Raw genomic sequence first — 18,016 nt, forward strand, 5'->3', positions numbered from 1 at the left:
CACAGAGATTCCTCCCCATGTCTACTAATTCCTTACTTCTTCACCGCATGCACATAATGCACCGTCTCGAAAGCTTTTAAATAATCGTTTCGTCCTTCAAAATAGAATGCATTTATATCTTCTGGTGATAAATGCTCATAAATGAGTAAGCCCGCCTTCTCTAACAGTGCTTCCATTTCGGCGTAAGAATAACATGATTTCATCGGTTCTCCGCCTACTGCAGCCATTTTTACCATGTTTTCAACTCGATTAGACAGTCCCTTTTCTGTAAATAAGTTTTCATCTGGATAATCAAAAACGATAGAGCTCCCTTCCGAAACCATCTCGAACAAACATTCTATTAAACTAGAAAGCTCCTCTTTTGTTAAATAATACGACACACCTAAAAGGCTAAAGAACGTTTTTTTATGTTCAAATCCTTCATTCCGTAACTGTTCATAGGAAAATCCTTTCGTGAAATCCATCGAAATAAAATGAAGATTATTTGGAACTTCAAGTTCTGCTTCTTTTATTCTCTCCTTCTTAAACCCTTGTGTAGAAGGATGATCCACTTCAAATATTTCTATATTACTCTCTAATTCTCGGTGTCTAAAACTAAATGTATCTAATCCCGCACCGAGTATAACGTATTGTTTCGTTCCCAGCGTAATCTCGTGTAGTAATACTCTTTCACAATATGCCGCACGTGCTAAAGGTGTTGGTGATAATTGCACTTGTGTAATCCATTTTAATATTTCTTGTGGATTATCTTGAAACTGCTTTGCAATGTCTGTATTGAAAAAATGTATTTCTTGAACCATGTTCATTTCAATGTCGTTACGTTCTTTTTGAGAAATGAACTCTTTAGCTACATAATCATCAAAGATTTTAGGATTATCAAATTCACTATGATATGCCCTGCTGAAAGCTGATACTAACGATGTTACACTTGATTCACCTTTTTTCACGCACATACACTCCTTCATTTTCACAATAAAAATAGGGTCCCCCTGGCCAGGAGAACCCTATTATACACTTTATTTTTATATTGGTAAATTATAGAATAAATAAGTTTTTTTGTCAAGTTTCCAGCCTACTATCACTTCGGCACTTTGTATATTCTCTGGCAGGAAAATATTCAATCTACATTGAATATTCCAGACTATAACAACACACATGGAGGCCAATATGAAACGACTCGTCATTATTACGGTAGGAAAAACACACAGCGGTAAAACTACATTTGCAAAATCTTTAGAAAAAGAGTTACCCCACTCTTTCGTTATGGATCAAGATAACCAAGCTGAATTTATTAACACGCATTACGAAAAATTACAGCCGGCTGAAGGCCCTAATACATTTAAGCACGGTCTTTCGAAATTCATTGTTGATTATGCGAAAGGACATACAAATTTACACCTTATTATTAGTAACTCCAATCGCAGTAAAAATGGAAGGTTATATTTACTAAACGAATTATTTCCACAAAATGAATATGTACGTATACTCGTTCATTTTGATATTCCAGATGATGTACTTTACGAAAGAGTGGCTCGAAGCACGCGAAATACGAATATTTTTAGAGGTGGATATGCTAGTTTCAAAGAAGTACTTGATCGACAACAAACTGAATCACTACATGAAGATGTGGTGGATCCTATAGAAAACGAAGCTGACTATTTGTTTGTAATTCGTAATAGCAAAGATGTAAACTCTACTATAGAAGAAATTGTTCATCTAGCTAAAGTATTGTCCCCTACCCCAAAATAAGATAATTTTAAAATTACATAATCATAGATTATTATGCAAATACTTCCTCTGGGCGCCGCACATGGTATATAATAATAAAATAATCTACTTATATATGCTCAATTTTACACAAAACAGTTCATGCATATGAAAGAAAAGAGGTACAAAAATATGAAAACAAAACAAACAATCGCTGCGTCTACACTAGCTTTAGCAATGATTGCTGGCGCAAACTCTGCTCATGCGGAAGTAACCGATGCTACTCCTCAGCAAAGTACGGGAGATCGATTAGCTGAAATTAAGCAACATAAACAAGAGTTAGATGCGAAATTGCAGCAACACAAAGAAAACGTGGATCAAACATTGAATGAACTTAACAAAGTTAAGGAAAATGTTGATACGAAGGTGAATGAACTACACGAGCGTAAACAAGTTGCCGATGAAAAAATTAACGAAATTAAGCAACGTAAAGAAGAGTTCGATGCAAAACTTCAGCAAGATAAACAAATCGCCGAAGATAAAATCGCTGAAATAAAAGAGCATAAAAAACAAGTAGAAGATAAAGTTGCTGAAGTAAAAGAGCATAAGCAAAATATCGATAACAAAGTAAATGAGATTAAAGAACATAAACAAACTGTCGATGAAAAAGTGAATGAAATGAAGCAGCATAAAGAGAACATCGATCAAAAGGTTAATGAACTTAAGGAAGTTAAAAAACAAGTCGATGAAAAGTTAGCTGAGTTAAAGAAAGCGAAACAAACTGCTGAGGACAAACTTGCTGAGCTAAAAGAAAACAAACCGCATACTGGGAACACGTTAGAGGAACTTAAGAAAATTAAAGGCAATTTAGATAGCCTTTCCGCTAACTTAGAACTAGCTAAACAAGATGTGAAAAACAAACTAGCTGCATTACAAGAAGCTAGACAAGATTTAATCAATAAAATTAACGAGATTAAGCAATCGAAACAAACTGTTTCAGACGATTTATCAAAGAAAAAACAAGACTTAGATATTAAAATCAACGACTTTAAACATACTGAGAAAAAAATTGAGGACAAATTAGCTGAGTTACATACAACGAAGCAAAATGTAGATAACAAGATCAATGAAGTATCTCAATCGAAACAAACAGAAACAAAGACTGGTACTACAAATGCAAACAATAATGCTAGAGAACTCCCTAACGCTGGTAGTGAGCAATCAAACAATATGGCTTTAGGTATGTTATCTGTATTAGGCGGCGTTTTATTAATTGCGCGCAATAAAATTAAAACGTTATTCTCAAAATAAAGCCATTATACTTATTAGAAATAATTATACAAAGGCCAACCGCATGTACGGTTGGCCCTTTTTCTTTATATTAATTGTCCATCTCTAAGCGTCAATATACGATCACATACATCAAGCATTCTTTCATCATGTGTAATCATAATTGCTGCTTTTTGGCTTTCCTTCACTTCACGTTTCATCATTTCAACAACTTCACGTGCGCGTTTTGAGTCTAAGCTTGCCGTTGGCTCATCCGCTAATATTAAATCTGGGTTGTTCATGAACGCACGAGCAATTGCGACCCTTTGTTTTTCCCCACCAGATAGTTGATTTGGATAATGATTTTTTCTTTCTCCTAATCCAAATGCCGCTAATAAATGATCCGCACGCTTTTCTGATTCTTGTTTACTTTCTTTTTTCAGCTTAGCAATGTAAAGTAACTGTTCCTTCACATTTAAATATGGAACAAGGTTTGCAAACTGGAAGATGAAACCGATTTTTTTCAAACGAATGTCTGTCATTTCTTTTTCTGATAGCTTTGTTATATTTTGTTCACGAATGTAAATATCCCCTTTTGATGGTGATAATAATGCACCCGCGATTGATAATAACGTACTTTTCCCTGATCCAGAAGGACCGACGATTCCGATAAATTCTCCAGCTTTTACATCAAGCGATATCGGATGAAGGGCAGTTACTTCCGTATTCCCTTCCCCGTACACTTTACTTACTTTGTCTAATTTTAATAATGAAGTCATTATATCCCGCCTCCAATTGCTTCTAGCGCATCAACTTTTAATACTTGGTATAACGAAATAAGTGTTCCTAAAATACTAATGACGATAAAGATTGCTGCATATTGTACAATCATCGGTGTTGTTAATAAGAACGGCATACCCGCTGGTAAAATTTGTTCTAACCCTTGTACAAGAACGATGCTAATTATCATCGCAACGACTGATAAGAATAACGCCTGCACGACTAAGCTATTTGCTAAATATGAGTTCTTTGTACCAATTGCTTTTAATACGCCTAATTGCTGTGTTTTTTGCAGCGTAATGACGTAGAAGAATACACCGATTAATAGCGCAGCGATAACAAGTAAGAACGCAATAATCATCGTTAATGTTCCTTGCTCTTCTTTAAACCCTGGAATACTTTGCAGTACTTCTTTTTTATCAATAACGTGAGCATTTTTAATTTCTTTATCTGTATTAAGCGCAATTGCACTATAATCTTTTTGGTTTGGTTGTGTAATAGCACCCCAAACGTCTTCATTTACATATACAACTGGTGTATGGCTAAACATTTGATCTTTCGTAAATCCAACGATTGTAAATTCTTTCTTTGAAACAGGATCAATAATTGTATCCCCAATATCAATTCCTTTTTCTTTAATTGATTCATCAGCAACCATTTCATTGTTTGCTGTACCTAATTTCTTACCTTTTACAATGTTCGGTTCTAAAAATGTATCGCGTTCACTTGAGAAAATAGCGATATCCACTTTTTTCGAACTATCTTTCTTTTCATACGTTGAAACTTTCACGCGAAACGGAACGGCCTCTTTCTCGCCTACTTGATTGACTACGTTATCTACATCGTCTTTCTTAATTTGTGAACGAAGTAATTTATTTTCCGCATCATCCGCTAAAACGAACTTATTTGCCTCCATATTTTGAATCGATGAAGCATTATCATATGATAATCCATTTGCTAATCCTGAAATCACAAGGACTAAAAATGATAATAACACCATAATAAGTCCGATTAATCCGTATCTTAATTTTGATTGTTTCAATTCACGCAGAGCTAAAAACATTTCGCTCGCTCCTTCCTCTTTCTTTCTATGCACTTATCATAAAAAAGAAATATGAACGGAATATGAACAGAAGATTACAGTGTAAAAAAATAAATTTTCTGAAAGTATTGAAAATAAATAGAATCCTTGATACAATTCAGTCAAATAATATTGACCGAGTAATTTTATTCAAGGAGTTGATCATTTTGAAGCCTATGTTCACACTAACTACTTATAGCCAACTAAAAGCAATGAGCGATCCACTACGAGTCGAAATGATGATGCGTCTATGCGAACGTCCTTATACAGGACAACTACTATCTGAGAAATTCGGCATTCCAAGGGCGAAAATTCATTATCATTTAAAAGAATTAGAGAAAAATGGTTTTATAGAAATCGTATATACAGAAGAAAAAAATGGCATCGTTCAAAAGTTTTATCAATCTGTCGCTAGAGGCTTTACCCCTGCTGCAGAACTATTACCTCATCTAGAAATATTAAGTGAATCAGGTCGCCAAATCTTTTTACAAATGGCAGAAACAACGAAAAACCATATTCTCGCTGCTCCTGAAGAAGCTTTTATATTAAGAAAAGAAAGCGAAGACCCGGCTGAGTGGAATTACGTTTCATCCTGCTGGGAGTTTGATACTACGCCAGAACAATTTCAAGTGTGGGTGAAAAAGTTTTATGAATTGATGGGTGAATTAAACGAGATCACAAAAGACGGGGATAAAAATCCAAATAGTAAATCTTATTACATTTCTACTACTGCACTACAAATAGACGAACGAGCGATGCAGCGCTTTGTGAAAAAAGAAGAAAAATCGTAATACGATTTTTTTTACATAAAGTGAAACTTTAATCAGTGGGGTTTTGTTCATCCTCCACTGATTATTAGTTGAACCAATCGGGATTTTACGGGCAGTTGATCCACCACCTAATTTCTTTGCTTCCGCTGAATTTTGAGATGGAGGTCTTACTGCCCGTTAATGCGGGATAAACGGTCAAATTTATTTTACCGAATAAATTTATTATAAAGGAGTAGATAAAGTGGACATATTGAAAAACCGGAATTTCCTCTTATTATTTTTAGGAAGAATTTTCACCAACATAGGAGATAGCTTATATTACGTAGCAGCAATGTGGCTCGTATATAAGCTAAGTGGTAATCCTTTTTATTCTGGATTAGCAGGTTTCCTTACGTTACTACCTTCTGCATTACAATTTCTTACCGGTCCATTCGTTGATAGATGGCCAATTAAAAACACCCTCGTCATCACACAAGTTTTGCAATGCATTCTTATATTAATTATTCCTATTACACACTACTTCGACCTATTAACAGTCCAACTACTACTCATCATCATGCCCATCGTAGCCTTTATCGAACAATTCGCCTATCCTGCACAGTCAAAAGCTTTACCACTTCTACTGCATAAAACACAATTATTAAAAGGAAACTCACTCTTTTCATTTGCGTATCAAGGCATTGATTTAATTTGTACGACTCTTTCTGGAATATTAGTAGCACTACTTGGCGCAATCTCTTTATATGTAATTGACTCTTTCACATTCGCGATTACTGCCCTTTTGTTCTTTTCATTGAAAATGCCACAGCAAACTGCAGCAAACACATCACTTTCAACTAAACAATATTTCTCTGATTTAAAAGAAGGTTTTTCAATCGTCTTTCGTTCATTAATGAGCGTCTTCTTAATCGGTTCAGTTGTTGCCAATTTTTCTATCGGTATGACGATGGCCATACTCCCTTCTTTCGCTGATTCTTTAGGAGGCGTGAAATCATATGGCTTCTTCTTAGCTGCTATATCAGCAGGTAGTCTGATTGGTGCCTTATTCAGTTCATGGGTTGGCAAACGTAACGTTGGCCGCGCATCTATTATTAGCTTTGCGACTGGTGCTATCTTTTGGTTTCTCTCTACGGTTGTACCGTTTCAATGGCTATCTATTCTCTTATTCGGCCTATCTTGGATTCCAATTGGTGCAACCAACATATTATTTGCGACAATTAGCCAAATTGTAATTCCAAACCAATATATTGGCCGCATCAATTCAGTTATGCGAAGTATGGGCACAATTGCTATGCCGTTCGGTTCTTTAATTGGCGGATATGCTGCAAATGTATTTAGTAGCCAACTCATTTTCGCACTCGCTAGCATCGGGATTTTATTTATTTCTCTCGTATGGCTACTCCATCCGAAATTACGAGCATTGCCGAAAGCTGATGAAATTACAGCGGATACTTTTGGGGTTCGGTTTAAGGAAGAGCGCGGGAAAGGTGCGGCTTTATAGCAGGAACAAATATAACCCCGTTCTAAATTGAGGACGGGGTTAAAAATATAATTATTTCATTTTGGATGTAAAATACTTCACTAAAAATAAAGTCGTTTGAATATCTAAATTTTATTCAACAATAGCACCAACTAAAACGTTCAGTTAACGCTTTGATGGCCAAGACCCTTGCATTTTCCTTAATTGAATAATTTGTCCTGTATGATAAGCATCATGAAGCAAGATGTCCAGTAATTTTCCTTCTAGTGAATTTTGCTCAAGCTCTCTTTCGGAAATTGCACTTAATACTTGTCTTAAATTATGTTGAGCATCTTCAGAACGTTCAACGACTTTCTTCCATTCCATATCATCATTAGATTGCTTAGTAAGATAAAAGGTGTCATTACCGTCAAGATTATTTGTCCATTCCCGGCCTTCCAAATTTGCAGCAAGCCTCTCTTTATAGTAAATAAGATGATTAACGTTCTCCCAAATGGTATTCGTTTCCTCACTAGGTGGTTTCCACATAGCCTGTTCGGCTGTAAGTCCTTCTATAGCATGTTTAAACGGTGCATACCAACTCTCTTTATCGAATGTTGAATCTAATACGTTTAATAACAAGTCAATTCGTTTCAAAGTAATTTCCTCCCTACACAGTTCAAGTTTTAATACACTCTCTATAACTCTGTAGAGATTCTACATTTTCAAATAAATTCCCTCCTAGTCTCACTCCACAAACTCGTCCGATTATGTAATTAAAATGACTCACATTTTTTCATTTTACATGTACACTAGCAACAAAAAAGAAGAGGCCGTTCCCAAACAGCCTCTTCCCTCTATTTTGGAAGCTCCACCCGTACAGTAGTTCCTTCCCCTTTTGTACTATACACTGAAACGTTTCCGTTATGCAGTTCAACAATCTTCTGCACAATCGACAACCCTAAACCGCTACCTTCTACGTTTCTTGCCCTTGCTGTATCCACCTTATAAAAACGATCAAAAATACGATCCATTTCTTCTTGCTCCATACCAATTCCGTTATCGGATATAGAGATTATAACGCTAGACTCTAACTCTTCGACAAAAAACTCAATAGTCCCACCGTCGTTTGAAAATTTAATGCTATTCGTAAAGATATTACTCCATACTTGATGGAGTAAGTTTTCATCACCTTTTATAGTGATATCTGGCACATCAAATTCAACGGCGATATCTTTCTCACGCCATTTCCATTCGAGCATAAAAATGACGTCTTTAATTTGCTTCTGCAAATTGAATTCTTTTATTTGTAAAACTTTCTCTTCTTTATCTAATGACGCTAGCGTAAGTAACTGTTTACATAAACTAGACATTCGCTTACTTTCGCCCTCAATAATTTGTAAGTAATGGTTTCTTTCTTCCACGCTCATCTTTTCTGTTTGTAATGTCTTCGAAAATCCTTGTATGGAAGAAAGCGGTGACTGGAATTCATGTGAAACGTTCGAAACGAATTCTTGTCTCATTTCATCGAGTTCTTTAATACTTTTCGTCATCTTTTGGAAGCTTGTAGATAACGTTCCTATTTCATCTTTTCGTTTTACATCTAATTCAATTTCATATTCCCCACTCGCAATTTTTTGCGTAGCATTCGTAAATTTACGAATCGGACGAACGATGTAACCTGCTGCAATCGCTATAAAGATAATACTTAATAGTACGATAAACCCAAGTAATACCGCTAAGAAAATTCGCATCTCGCCAAATTGGTTTTGAATGTCAGGACGAATAAATAACGCGTACTGTTTATCACCGTGCTTTAGCGGTACACCGACACTATTTATTAATTCATTATCGAAAAAACCGGTAATAAAGAGGCGAGTCGGATATGTAGAAACACCGTTAAACGTTTCCCCTTGCAGTACTTTATGAACTGTATCGTCGCTAATAGACGTCTTACGAAACGCATTGCCGATACGCTTTCCATTCTTTTGATCATCTACAATATAAATTTCATACCCTAACTTCGCAATAGATTGTAAGTACACCTCTTGATTTTCTTCGCTTTGCTTTTCATATAGTGACTTAATTTCTTCCGCATACTTTAAAATCTTTTCGCTGTTATACGGCTTTAACTTCACTTGATAATATACGTTCGTTAATAAAAAGCCGATAATACTACTAAGTAGCATAATACCGACTGTCATAAATACAAACCTAGAATATAGTGATTTCATCTTATTTCAGCTCCAACTTATAACCGAGTCCGCGCACTGTTGTAATTTGAAAATCATCCGTTCGTTTTGAGAAACGATCTCGGAGCCTTTTCACATGAACGTCAACCGTTCGTTCATCCCCTTCAAAATCCATTCCCCATACTAGCTCAATTAACTCTTCTCTTGAAAATGTTCTCCCAGGATAACTAGCTAATTGTGATAATAATTCAAATTCCTTCAGCGGTAGTAAAATCGTCTGCCCGTTACACTTCACTTCAACACCTTTACGATCAATTGTCGTCCCGTGAAGTGTAATTATGTCCGCACTTAGCATTTGATAACGGCGTAATAAAGCTTTCATACGGAAAATGACTTCAGCTGGTTCAAATGGTTTTACGATATAATCGTCTGTACCAGAAATAAATCCTTTTTCTTTATCGACTAACTGATCCTTTGCTGTTAATAAAATAACAGGAATATCATGATACTTACGAATTTCTTCACATAACGTATAGCCATCAACGAACGGCATCATAATGTCTACGATCGCAAGATGAATATTTTCCTTCTCTAATACTTCTTGCGCTACCTTTCCATCTTCTGCTTCAAAAACTGTAAACCCCTCTTTTTGTAAATGATAATGTAACAACTCTCTAATATGCTTATCATCATCAGCTAATAAAATATGTATCATCTTCATTAAACCCTCTCTTATTCATCCTTCTACATCACTACATTAAGAAACAATTGGATTTTTTGCAAGAAAAAGAAAAGGATTCCTTAGAAGATACTCTTGTTATCATTGTGGTCAGCTACTTTATTACTCTTATAACTTGGTGATGTACTCTGGTGTACGAATAAGTAATCTAATACTTTTTTAGTAAGTGGCATAAAGAAATTCAGTAATAGCCCACCTAAACAAACGGTTAATATAGTTCCAATACCAATTGGTCCATGTAAAATCGTTGCCATTATTAAGAATATAAGGTAAATACATGTTCGTGATATAAAGATATTCGTTCTCGTTAATTCTTGTATGATTAAAGTTAATCGGTCAATTGGAATGGGAGCAAAATTTGTTTGTAAATATATCGCAGTTCCTAATCCTGTAATAACTAAGCCAATTCCAAAATAAATCATTTTACTGTACCATATTTCTGGTGTAATTAAATTGCGTAATAAAAATAGCCACACATCAATACCAATACCCGTGATGAATGCTGTTAACAACCCTATTATCTCTGGTCTATGTCTTTTTAAAATTGAGTTACAACATATTAATAATAAAGCTATTATTATTTCCCAGCTTCCCACAGTAAGTCCCACATTTAAAGAAAGTCCTACTAAAAGCGCATCAAAAGGTGACGTTCCAAGATCTGATTGTATTGTAAAAGAAATACCAAGGGTTAATATTAAAATTCCTAATACATAAAAAATATACTTCATTTTAATCAACCTCTTCATCGTTATTTTTGTTGCATTTACAATAAAAATACTTTATATTAAATGTAACTTCGAATTGTTGCATTTGCAACAAAAATAAAAGATAAGGAGTTCATTATGAAAGAAATTCTTCGTGAAATTGGCATGATTGCAAGGGCGTTAGATTCTATTAGTAATATAGAATTTAAAGAATATGAGCTTACAAAAGGTCAGTATTTGTATCTTGTGCGAATATGTGAAAACCCAGGAATCATTCAAGAAAAGCTATCTGAGATGATAAAAGTAGATCGTACAACTGCAGCCCGGGCTATCAAAAAGCTTGAAATCAATGGATTTATCGAAAAGAAAGAAGATGAATCTAACAAAAAAATTAAAAAACTTTTCCCGACAGAAAAAGGAAAAAATGTTTATCCTTTCATTAAGAGAGAAAATGATTATTCCAATACTGTTGCATTAGAGGGATTTTCGGAAACAGAAGCGGAAACTATTTCTAACCTTCTTCAAAGAGTAAGAAAAAATATAGAAAAAGATTGGGAATTTGTAAAAAAGGGAAATAAGAGAGATTATTGATTATATAAAGGAGCGAACTATTAATATGACTACACATATAGAAAAGTGCACCCTTAAAGATATACACAAACTTCAAGAAATTAGTTATGAAACATTTAATGAAACTTTTAAACATCAAAATTCACCCGAAAATATGCATCATTATTTGGAAAAGGCATTTAACTTAAAGCAATTAGAAAAAGAATTATCCAATAACTCTTCTCAATTCTTTTTTGTCTACTTCAAAGATAAAATTGCTGGGTATCTGAAGATCAATACTGATGATGCTCAGTCTGAAGAAATGGGCGATGAATCACTTGAAGTCGAGAGAATTTATATAAAGAGCTCCTTTCAAAAACATGGTCTTGGAAAATATCTACTAAATAACGCTATCGAAATTGCAATAGCAAATAATAAAAAGAATATTTGGCTAGGCGTATGGGAGAAAAATGAAAATGCTATTGCTTTTTATAAAAAATTAGGGTTTGTACAAGCTGGCTCTCACTCCTTTTATATGGGAGATGATGAACAAGTTGACCTTATCATGATTAAAACACTCATATAAATTTTTTGAGAGGTGGGCTATTATGTATATTCCAAAGTATTTTAAAGTCACAAATGTTGATGAAATTTGGGATTTTGTTCAAAAAAACTCTTTTGGAACAATCATCACAACAAAAAAAGAGAAACCAATCGCAACTCATTTGCCCTTTGGATTAACTAAAAAAGGTGATGACTATTTTATTACCGGACATATGGCTTATGGGAACCCCCAGTGGAGAACATTTGAAACCTGTGAGAATGTTCTTGTAATGTTTCAGGGACCGCACTCTTATATCTCTTCTTCTTGGTATGAAAATGAAGAAGTTCCAACATGGAATTATCAAGCCGTCCATATATATGGTAAAGCAAGTATTTTACATAAAGAGGAATTAATAGATGAATTAACCACAATGCTGAAAAAATATGAAGAGCATCGTGAAAATCCAGTATTATGGGATAAACTTTCCCCCACTCTCTTAGAAAATGAACTGAAGGGCATAGTTGGGTTTAAAATTAAAGTAGGAGACATTCAGGCTGCATATAAATTAAGTCAAAATCGAAATGAGACGGATTATATTAATATTATTGAAAAATTGTACGATGAAGAAAATCTAGATGCAAAACAAATGGCGGAACTCATGGGGAGTAGATTAAACAATCACATATAATCCATTGTAATTCAACTCTCACATTTCAAAATTAAAAAACAGACTGGAGCGCTTTATCGGCCGTTTCCATTAGAACGCAAAAGATTGAACTAAAAGTGAATGGCGTTTAATTAAAAAAGAATCTATTTTGAAAAAAGATTATTCAAAATAGATTCTCACGTTTTAGTATTAAGATTATTTTAAACAAAAATAATTTCTAAGCTTTCGAAATATCAACAAATCCTTCTCCGAACACATCACGAACATCGTGTATAGCAATGAACGCAGCCGGATCTGTAGTTTGAACAATCCTCTTTAGCTTCACTACTTCTTGCTTATTAATAACAACGTAAAGAATGTCCTTCGGCGTTTTCGTGTAATAGCCATGACCTGAATACACGGTAACCCCTCTGCCCATTAAGGTTGTCACCTTCCCGGCAATTTCATCCGGCTTATCGGAAATAATCGTAATGGCCTTTTTCGGATTTAACCCTTCAATTACAAATTCCATTACTTTCGTTCCTACATATAACATAATAATTGTCAGCATCAGTTTTTCTGCACCAATGATGAAATAAGATGAAAACGCAACGATTAAATCGAAGAACAGTAGACCATAGCTAATGCTCCATCCTAAATATTTATGCGTCATCCGTGCTAAGATGGTAGTACCTGCTGTCGTTCCACCAACGCGAATGATGAGACCAATCCCGCACCCGATAAATATTCCACCGAAAATGGCATTTACGAGCATTTCATCAGAAGCAATCGTCCATCCTTCTGTTAGATGAAGAAATAGCGAGTTCGTAACTACAGCGATAATCGTATAAATCGTTGTGATTTTATTTAAAAATTTATAACCGACTATTAACAAAATCGCATTTAAAATTAAATTCACTAAACCTGGTGACCACTCAAATAAGTAGTACGTAATAATCGTAATACCTGTTACCCCGCCTTCACCGAACTCATTCGGGATTACAAACAAATTCACACCTAACGCAAAAAGGAATGCACCAATAATAATAAAAATAATGTCTGTCGTTCTTTTTTTCATACAGTACCTCACTTCTTATGTAAATATTTATTCTGTCATAAACTCTCACCATTATATCGTGGAATATTCAAATCGAACAGTGGTTTATTTTTATTTTCATATAGGATGATAAATCAACTTTATTCTATATCCACATGTAATTTTAAAAGGGTAACAACTGTATTTATTATGTACTACAAATAAAGTTTTGATTTCACATGCTATTCATGCTAAAAACCGAATAGGAACACGTACTCGCATGAACTTCGAGTACAAAACAAATAGGCGAAGCTATAGAATAGGCTTCGCATTAAGCGTTTGATTGTAGAGATTTATATTCATACATTCCAAAAATAAATTTACTTATCTTTCTCCATATATTCTTTAATCTTTCGTTCTTCCCACTCTTTTCCGAATATCCCGAATGGAAAAGTTGTCAAACCATGTATAACGGTACCAATCCCCCAGCCTGCAAGTGGATATAAAAACCATAATTTACTTGAATCAGAGCTTATATTTATAAAAAAAGCATTAAGTTAACTAGTATATATAATGCTAAATGAATATAAAACGCTTTTAAATTCTCTACTCTTTTTTTAGCTCGTAAATAATTCTCATCTCGCTCCATATATAAACACCTCTTTCATTATTGTATTTTTTAAATTTACTCCGATTTAAACATCATATTCTAGTCGGATATTCCTTATTCTCAAAAAATACAAAGCAAAAAAGTATCCAGCAAATGGTTATACACATCAACATTTGCTGGATACTACATGATACTTTTGTTATTTACAGGTTTTTAATTAAGACCAAATCCAAACATCATCATTATTTTCAACGTTACTCTTTACCTCATGAACTTTTTCAATATGGTCAACTGTGTTCCAGTTAATAGAACTTCCGCCCCAGCCTACATACTTCATATCAATTTTCACTTTCTCACCCGTATGAAATACTTGTCCCTTTGTTAAGAAAACATCAATAATCACTTTCTTCCCGTTTAGCGATGGATACTCCACTACTGCATATTTAGTAGCACCGTCTCCCTCATCTTCCATCGTTCCTACTTTTGCTACTTCTCCAATTACATAATCAGGTGAGCCGTCTTCTTTCATATGCATACCTAATTTGTTTGTTGTATTTTCAATTGCAGTTGCAACCATATATTCTGTAAAATTACGCATCATAGATCCAGTAGCTTTTACTTCATCTCCTACTTTCACATTTGAAAGTGAATCTATATATACGCTAACAGGTTCTTCGTATTGCTTAGATTTTACAACAATTACACCGTTATCTACTTCTACTACTCGTCCTTCTAACGTCGAGAAATTCGATTCAATAGAAGCTGCACTCGCTTTTGTTAGTTCTAATCCTGGTACATTTGTTCCTGATAATGCTGCGATTCCTAAAGCACCTGCTAAAATTATTTTTTTCATACCCATTATGAAACATCTCCATTCATGATGATTTTATTTTTGATTGGATACAACCAACCTGTAACTATTATAGTTACAGGTCGTAAAAAATAGCAACCCTCTTTCTCATGCAATGATGCATACTGTAATTTTTAAATATACAACAAGAGGGCTTTAATTTAATTCAAAGCTAAAATAACCTTATGACCACGGTATAAAGAAATTAAGATCTACTTTCGGTCCTAAGGTTAACGAATAGCTTTATAAAAACTCAATCAAAATTTATTCAACTAGTTGAATAATGAACCATGTCGAATTTTATTTTCATAAAATTCAAATTTCAAGGAGGTTTTACAAAATATTACACAGAATTATTCGTATATCGTAATATATTTGGAATTTTTTACGATTCGTTTCATTTTATCTACCACGTTTAGACAAAATGAAATAAAACAATAAAAAGGAGAGAGATAGATTGAAAAGAAAAATTAGTACAGCTGTTGTAGGGTTATCAGTGTTTAGCCTTGGTCTTTTTGGTGTAAATATTGGGGATGGCGGCGTTGTAAAAGCTGAGCACGGTGAAACTTTTGCTCCGAAATTAGAAAATCATGGTGACTACGGTGGCGCTCCTGCTTATGATCATGGAAGACCCCCTATTTCATCATATAATAAAGGGGATACTTGGACTCCGAAACAAGAGACACATGCTGATTTAAGCTCGAAATTAGATTCACATGGAGATTCATGGGCTCCTGCTTATAATAAAGGCGATGGTGGGGATTCCCCTGCCTACACGAATACTCATGGAGAAGGAATGGCTCCTAAACAAGAGAGTCACGCTGACTTCTTTGCTCCTACGTTAGAAGCGCATGGTAATACTGGCGCTCCTGCTTTAAATGTTGGTGATACGCCGACTCCTAAACTTGAGAGCCATGCTGATACTCCTGCTCCGAAGCTTGAAGGACATGGTGATTTTCCTGCTCCAAAATTAGATGCTCATGGCGATACTCCTGCTCCTAAACTTGAAGGACATGGCGATACTCCTGCTCCGAAGCTTGAGAGCCATGCTGATACTCCTGCTCCTAAACTTGAAGGACATGGCGATACTCCTGCTCTGAAGCTTGAGAGCCATGCTGATACTCCTGCTCCTAAACTTGAAGGACATGGCGATACTCCTGCTCCGAAGCTTGAAGGGCACGAACATTTCCCTGCTCCGAAACAAGAAGCTCACGGTGAGACTATTTAACACAAAAATCCTAGCTATTGTAGCTAGGATTTTTACCTTCTTACCCTATTCACACCTCATGCATACTTTCTCAACTTTTATTTTAGTATTGTACATGTGGCATCATTTTATTAAGATTCTATAGTCAATTGTGTCCTTTTCTTCATAAAAACACATGGACTGACAGGTTTTACCGACTTATATAATTCTGAATATTCTTTATAAACAATAAATTCCATATAATTACTTTTAATTGTGTTACCATTATAGTTACAATTATATAAAAAAATATACAAGGGGGCTAATATGAACATTTCATTGAAGGGACATACATATACAACAAAACATTTAGAAGCTTGGTACCATGCAATCTTAACGCAAAACGTTAAGGAAGCACAAATTCAGTTTCAAGAAGCTAAAAAAGAACATGAAGAAATACTTTTGAAAGAAACAGAAACGATTCCACTTTATCAGTTATATTACGCATTACTGCAGTTCCGACATACAGCTCTGACAGATGGACTATCAATCTCGAAAGATAGTTTTCAAATCATAGAAGACCAGGAAAAAACAGAAGATAAACACTTATCTTATCTATATCATTATTATAAAGCGATTCACTTAACAGCTATCAATAAATATCAGGAAGCAGACAAAAATTTCTTAAAAGCACAAGCACTTTTATCTGGACACAGCCAAATTGAACAAGCTGATTTCTATTACCGATTTGCAACTTATCATTACCATCAACAACAACCAAGTTTTGCCATTGTAAATGCTTCTAAAGCATTAGAAATTTTCGAAATACAACACGGATGTGAAAGAAATATTTCTTCCTGTTTAAGTGTACTTGGTGCTTCTTATGCAGATGTTGGACATTTTGAACAAGCTGAGGAAAGTTATAACAAAGCGTTAGATATTCTTCAAAAATTAAATGAAGAATCCTTACAGCTTTTTATTCGTGGTAATTTAGGACTACTATATGCAAGCCAGAATCTATCTGAAGAAGCAATTCGTCATCTGACACAAGTCATTGAAAAACTCCCTTCTCACTACAAAGCTATATTCTTACTTGCACAAGAACATGAAAAATTAGGACTTGTAGACAAAGCAAACCACTACATTAAAATAGGGAAACAACTTATTTCTGAACTCGGTAATGAAGAGTATAAACATCACTTTGCTATATTAGAAGTTTTCACGAATCAAAATGAATTAGATCAAATTGAACCGATTGTTTTAAAAGGAATTGAATACTTCAATAGAGAATCCTTATATAGTTACGTTTCTGAATATCTTGAAAAACTAGCTCTTGCGTTTTATAACAAACAACAACATGAGAAAGCAAGTTTATACTTCTTTAATAGTACAGTAGCAAAAAAATCAAATGAAAGAGGGTTAAAAAAATGAAAAAAACAATTGGTAAAATTGCTGTAGGTATTGTATTTACGGGTATTGCTGCATTTGGCTTAAACGCAGGTTTCACAAATCAAGCTGGACATGCTCACTTCCCTTCTCCACCTGCTCCTTCTTTTTCTGAGGGACATACTGGCGGCGCTCCTGCATTAAACATCGGCGACACTGGTGGAGCTCCTAAACAAGAAGGGCATACACATTTCCCTGCTCCGAAAGTTGAATCTCATGGACATACTGGCGGTGCTCCTGCTAATTCTGAACATGGTATAGGTATTTAAGTTGTCCAAATTGAAATCTATTTAGTTTACCATTTTCATATATTTACAAGGAAACCATTCGATGTAACGAATATTATATATATACATGATTTCTATTGTGATCCACTCTACCCAAGAGAAAATTTCAATACATATGTGGTTTTCAAATCTAAAAAATACACCTAGTAATTAGGTGTATT

Annotated in this window: 19 protein-coding genes and 1 pseudogene; 10 read left to right on the forward strand and 10 right to left on the reverse strand. The window is 34.6% G+C overall.

The window, feature by feature from the left end; genetic code table 11:
- Nucleotides 1–32: 32 nt before the first annotated feature.
- The gene (locus EGX95_RS14585; RefSeq protein WP_012644480.1) at nt 33–953 is read right to left on the reverse strand and encodes a class I SAM-dependent methyltransferase; all 921 of its coding nucleotides are present in this window, start codon (nt 951–953) and stop codon (nt 33–35) included.
- A 214-nt stretch (nt 954–1,167) separates the two neighbouring features.
- Here EGX95_RS14585 and EGX95_RS14590 point away from each other — a divergent pair, with 214 nt between their 5' ends.
- Together EGX95_RS14590 and EGX95_RS14595 are read left to right on the forward strand one after the other, a co-directional pair.
- Nucleotides 1,168–1,749, forward strand: coding sequence for an ATP-binding protein (locus tag EGX95_RS14590; RefSeq protein ID WP_000826980.1), 582 nt, complete (start codon nt 1,168–1,170; stop codon nt 1,747–1,749).
- A 150-nt stretch (nt 1,750–1,899) separates the two neighbouring features.
- Nucleotides 1,900–3,018 carry an LPXTG cell wall anchor domain-containing protein gene (locus EGX95_RS14595; RefSeq protein WP_000851022.1) on the forward strand — a complete coding sequence of 373 codons (1,119 nt, stop codon included), beginning with the start codon at nt 1,900–1,902 and terminating at the stop codon, nt 3,016–3,018.
- A 65-nt stretch (nt 3,019–3,083) separates the two neighbouring features.
- Here the strand turns inward: EGX95_RS14595 and EGX95_RS14600 are convergent, their stop codons facing one another.
- Both EGX95_RS14600 and EGX95_RS14605 read right to left on the reverse strand, forming a co-directional pair.
- Nucleotides 3,084–3,755, reverse strand: a complete 672-nt coding sequence (locus EGX95_RS14600; protein WP_000202587.1) for an ABC transporter ATP-binding protein — start codon at nt 3,753–3,755, stop codon at nt 3,084–3,086.
- Entirely contained in the window at nt 3,755–4,819 is a 1,065-nt protein-coding gene (locus tag EGX95_RS14605) for an ABC transporter permease (protein ID WP_000477758.1), read from the reverse strand. Before EGX95_RS14605 ends, EGX95_RS14600 begins: the two co-directional genes overlap by 1 nt.
- 185 nt (nt 4,820–5,004) lie before the next feature.
- Between EGX95_RS14605 and EGX95_RS14610 the strand changes: the two genes are divergently transcribed.
- On the forward strand, nt 5,005–5,628 hold the full coding sequence (locus EGX95_RS14610; protein ID WP_000803747.1) for an ArsR/SmtB family transcription factor: 624 nt from the start codon (nt 5,005–5,007) through the stop codon (nt 5,626–5,628).
- A 220-nt stretch (nt 5,629–5,848) separates the two neighbouring features.
- A complete protein-coding gene (locus EGX95_RS14620; protein ID WP_000353352.1) occupies nt 5,849–7,108 on the forward strand; it encodes an MFS transporter in 1,260 nt (419 codons plus the stop codon).
- Nucleotides 7,109–7,252: 144 nt separating this feature from the next.
- Here the strand turns inward: EGX95_RS14620 and EGX95_RS14625 are convergent, their stop codons facing one another.
- The 4 genes from EGX95_RS14625 to EGX95_RS14640 form a co-directional block, all read right to left on the reverse strand.
- Nucleotides 7,253–7,723, reverse strand: coding sequence for a DinB family protein (locus tag EGX95_RS14625; RefSeq protein ID WP_000821002.1), 471 nt, complete (start codon nt 7,721–7,723; stop codon nt 7,253–7,255).
- Between the two features lie 200 nt (nt 7,724–7,923).
- Complete coding sequence (locus tag EGX95_RS14630) at nt 7,924–9,300, reverse strand: sensor histidine kinase (protein ID WP_000839487.1); 1,377 nt, start codon at nt 9,298–9,300, stop codon at nt 7,924–7,926.
- Nucleotide 9,301: 1 nt separating this feature from the next.
- Nucleotides 9,302–9,979, reverse strand: a complete 678-nt coding sequence (locus EGX95_RS14635) for a response regulator transcription factor (protein ID WP_000781974.1) — start codon at nt 9,977–9,979, stop codon at nt 9,302–9,304.
- Nucleotides 9,980–10,059: 80 nt separating this feature from the next.
- Nucleotides 10,060–10,725 (reverse strand): YczE/YyaS/YitT family protein, encoded by a 666-nt coding sequence (locus EGX95_RS14640; protein WP_000873871.1) that lies wholly within the window; start codon nt 10,723–10,725, stop codon nt 10,060–10,062.
- Between the two features lie 114 nt (nt 10,726–10,839).
- On the opposite strand from EGX95_RS14640, the gene EGX95_RS14645 reads away from it, so the two are divergent.
- The 3 genes from EGX95_RS14645 to paiB are packed head-to-tail and all read left to right on the forward strand — an operon-like array spanning nt 10,840 to nt 12,482.
- The gene (locus EGX95_RS14645) at nt 10,840–11,292 is read left to right on the forward strand and encodes a MarR family winged helix-turn-helix transcriptional regulator (RefSeq protein ID WP_000658984.1); all 453 of its coding nucleotides are present in this window, start codon (nt 10,840–10,842) and stop codon (nt 11,290–11,292) included.
- A gap of 25 nt (nt 11,293–11,317) precedes the next feature.
- The gene (locus tag EGX95_RS14650) at nt 11,318–11,836 is read left to right on the forward strand and encodes a spermidine/spermine N(1)-acetyltransferase (RefSeq protein WP_000207063.1); all 519 of its coding nucleotides are present in this window, start codon (nt 11,318–11,320) and stop codon (nt 11,834–11,836) included.
- A 22-nt stretch (nt 11,837–11,858) separates the two neighbouring features.
- Nucleotides 11,859–12,482, forward strand: coding sequence for a protease synthase/sporulation negative transcriptional regulator PaiB (gene paiB, locus EGX95_RS14655; RefSeq protein ID WP_000275818.1), 624 nt, complete (start codon nt 11,859–11,861; stop codon nt 12,480–12,482).
- Between the two features lie 196 nt (nt 12,483–12,678).
- Here the strand turns inward: paiB and EGX95_RS14660 are convergent, their stop codons facing one another.
- The 3 genes and pseudogenes from EGX95_RS14660 to EGX95_RS14670 all read right to left on the reverse strand — a co-directional run bounded on the left by EGX95_RS14660 (nt 12,679) and on the right by EGX95_RS14670 (nt 14,945).
- Complete coding sequence (locus EGX95_RS14660; RefSeq protein WP_000747496.1) at nt 12,679–13,518, reverse strand: YitT family protein; 840 nt, start codon at nt 13,516–13,518, stop codon at nt 12,679–12,681.
- 338 nt (nt 13,519–13,856) lie between these two features.
- Nucleotides 13,857–14,125 (reverse strand): annotated as a pseudogene (locus EGX95_RS14665) (2TM domain-containing protein).
- Between the two features lie 178 nt (nt 14,126–14,303).
- Nucleotides 14,304–14,945 carry a F0F1 ATP synthase subunit alpha gene (locus EGX95_RS14670; protein ID WP_000525480.1) on the reverse strand — a complete coding sequence of 214 codons (642 nt, stop codon included), beginning with the start codon at nt 14,943–14,945 and terminating at the stop codon, nt 14,304–14,306.
- A 448-nt stretch (nt 14,946–15,393) separates the two neighbouring features.
- Here EGX95_RS14670 and EGX95_RS14675 point away from each other — a divergent pair, with 448 nt between their 5' ends.
- The 3 genes from EGX95_RS14675 (at nt 15,394) to EGX95_RS14685 (ending at nt 17,837) form a co-directional block, all read left to right on the forward strand.
- Nucleotides 15,394–16,164 (forward strand): hypothetical protein, encoded by a 771-nt coding sequence (locus EGX95_RS14675; protein WP_000823373.1) that lies wholly within the window; start codon nt 15,394–15,396, stop codon nt 16,162–16,164.
- 285 nt (nt 16,165–16,449) lie between these two features.
- Nucleotides 16,450–17,553 carry a tetratricopeptide repeat protein gene (locus EGX95_RS14680; protein ID WP_001027121.1) on the forward strand — a complete coding sequence of 368 codons (1,104 nt, stop codon included), beginning with the start codon at nt 16,450–16,452 and terminating at the stop codon, nt 17,551–17,553.
- Complete coding sequence (locus EGX95_RS14685) at nt 17,550–17,837, forward strand: hypothetical protein (protein WP_000750951.1); 288 nt, start codon at nt 17,550–17,552, stop codon at nt 17,835–17,837. Before EGX95_RS14680 ends, EGX95_RS14685 begins: the two co-directional genes overlap by 4 nt.
- Nucleotides 17,838–18,016: the final 179 nt, after the last annotated feature.

Origin of the sequence: Bacillus sp. FDAARGOS_527 (assembly GCF_003812125.1) — a bacterium.
Classification (GTDB): domain Bacteria; phylum Bacillota; class Bacilli; order Bacillales; family Bacillaceae_G; genus Bacillus_A; species Bacillus_A paranthracis.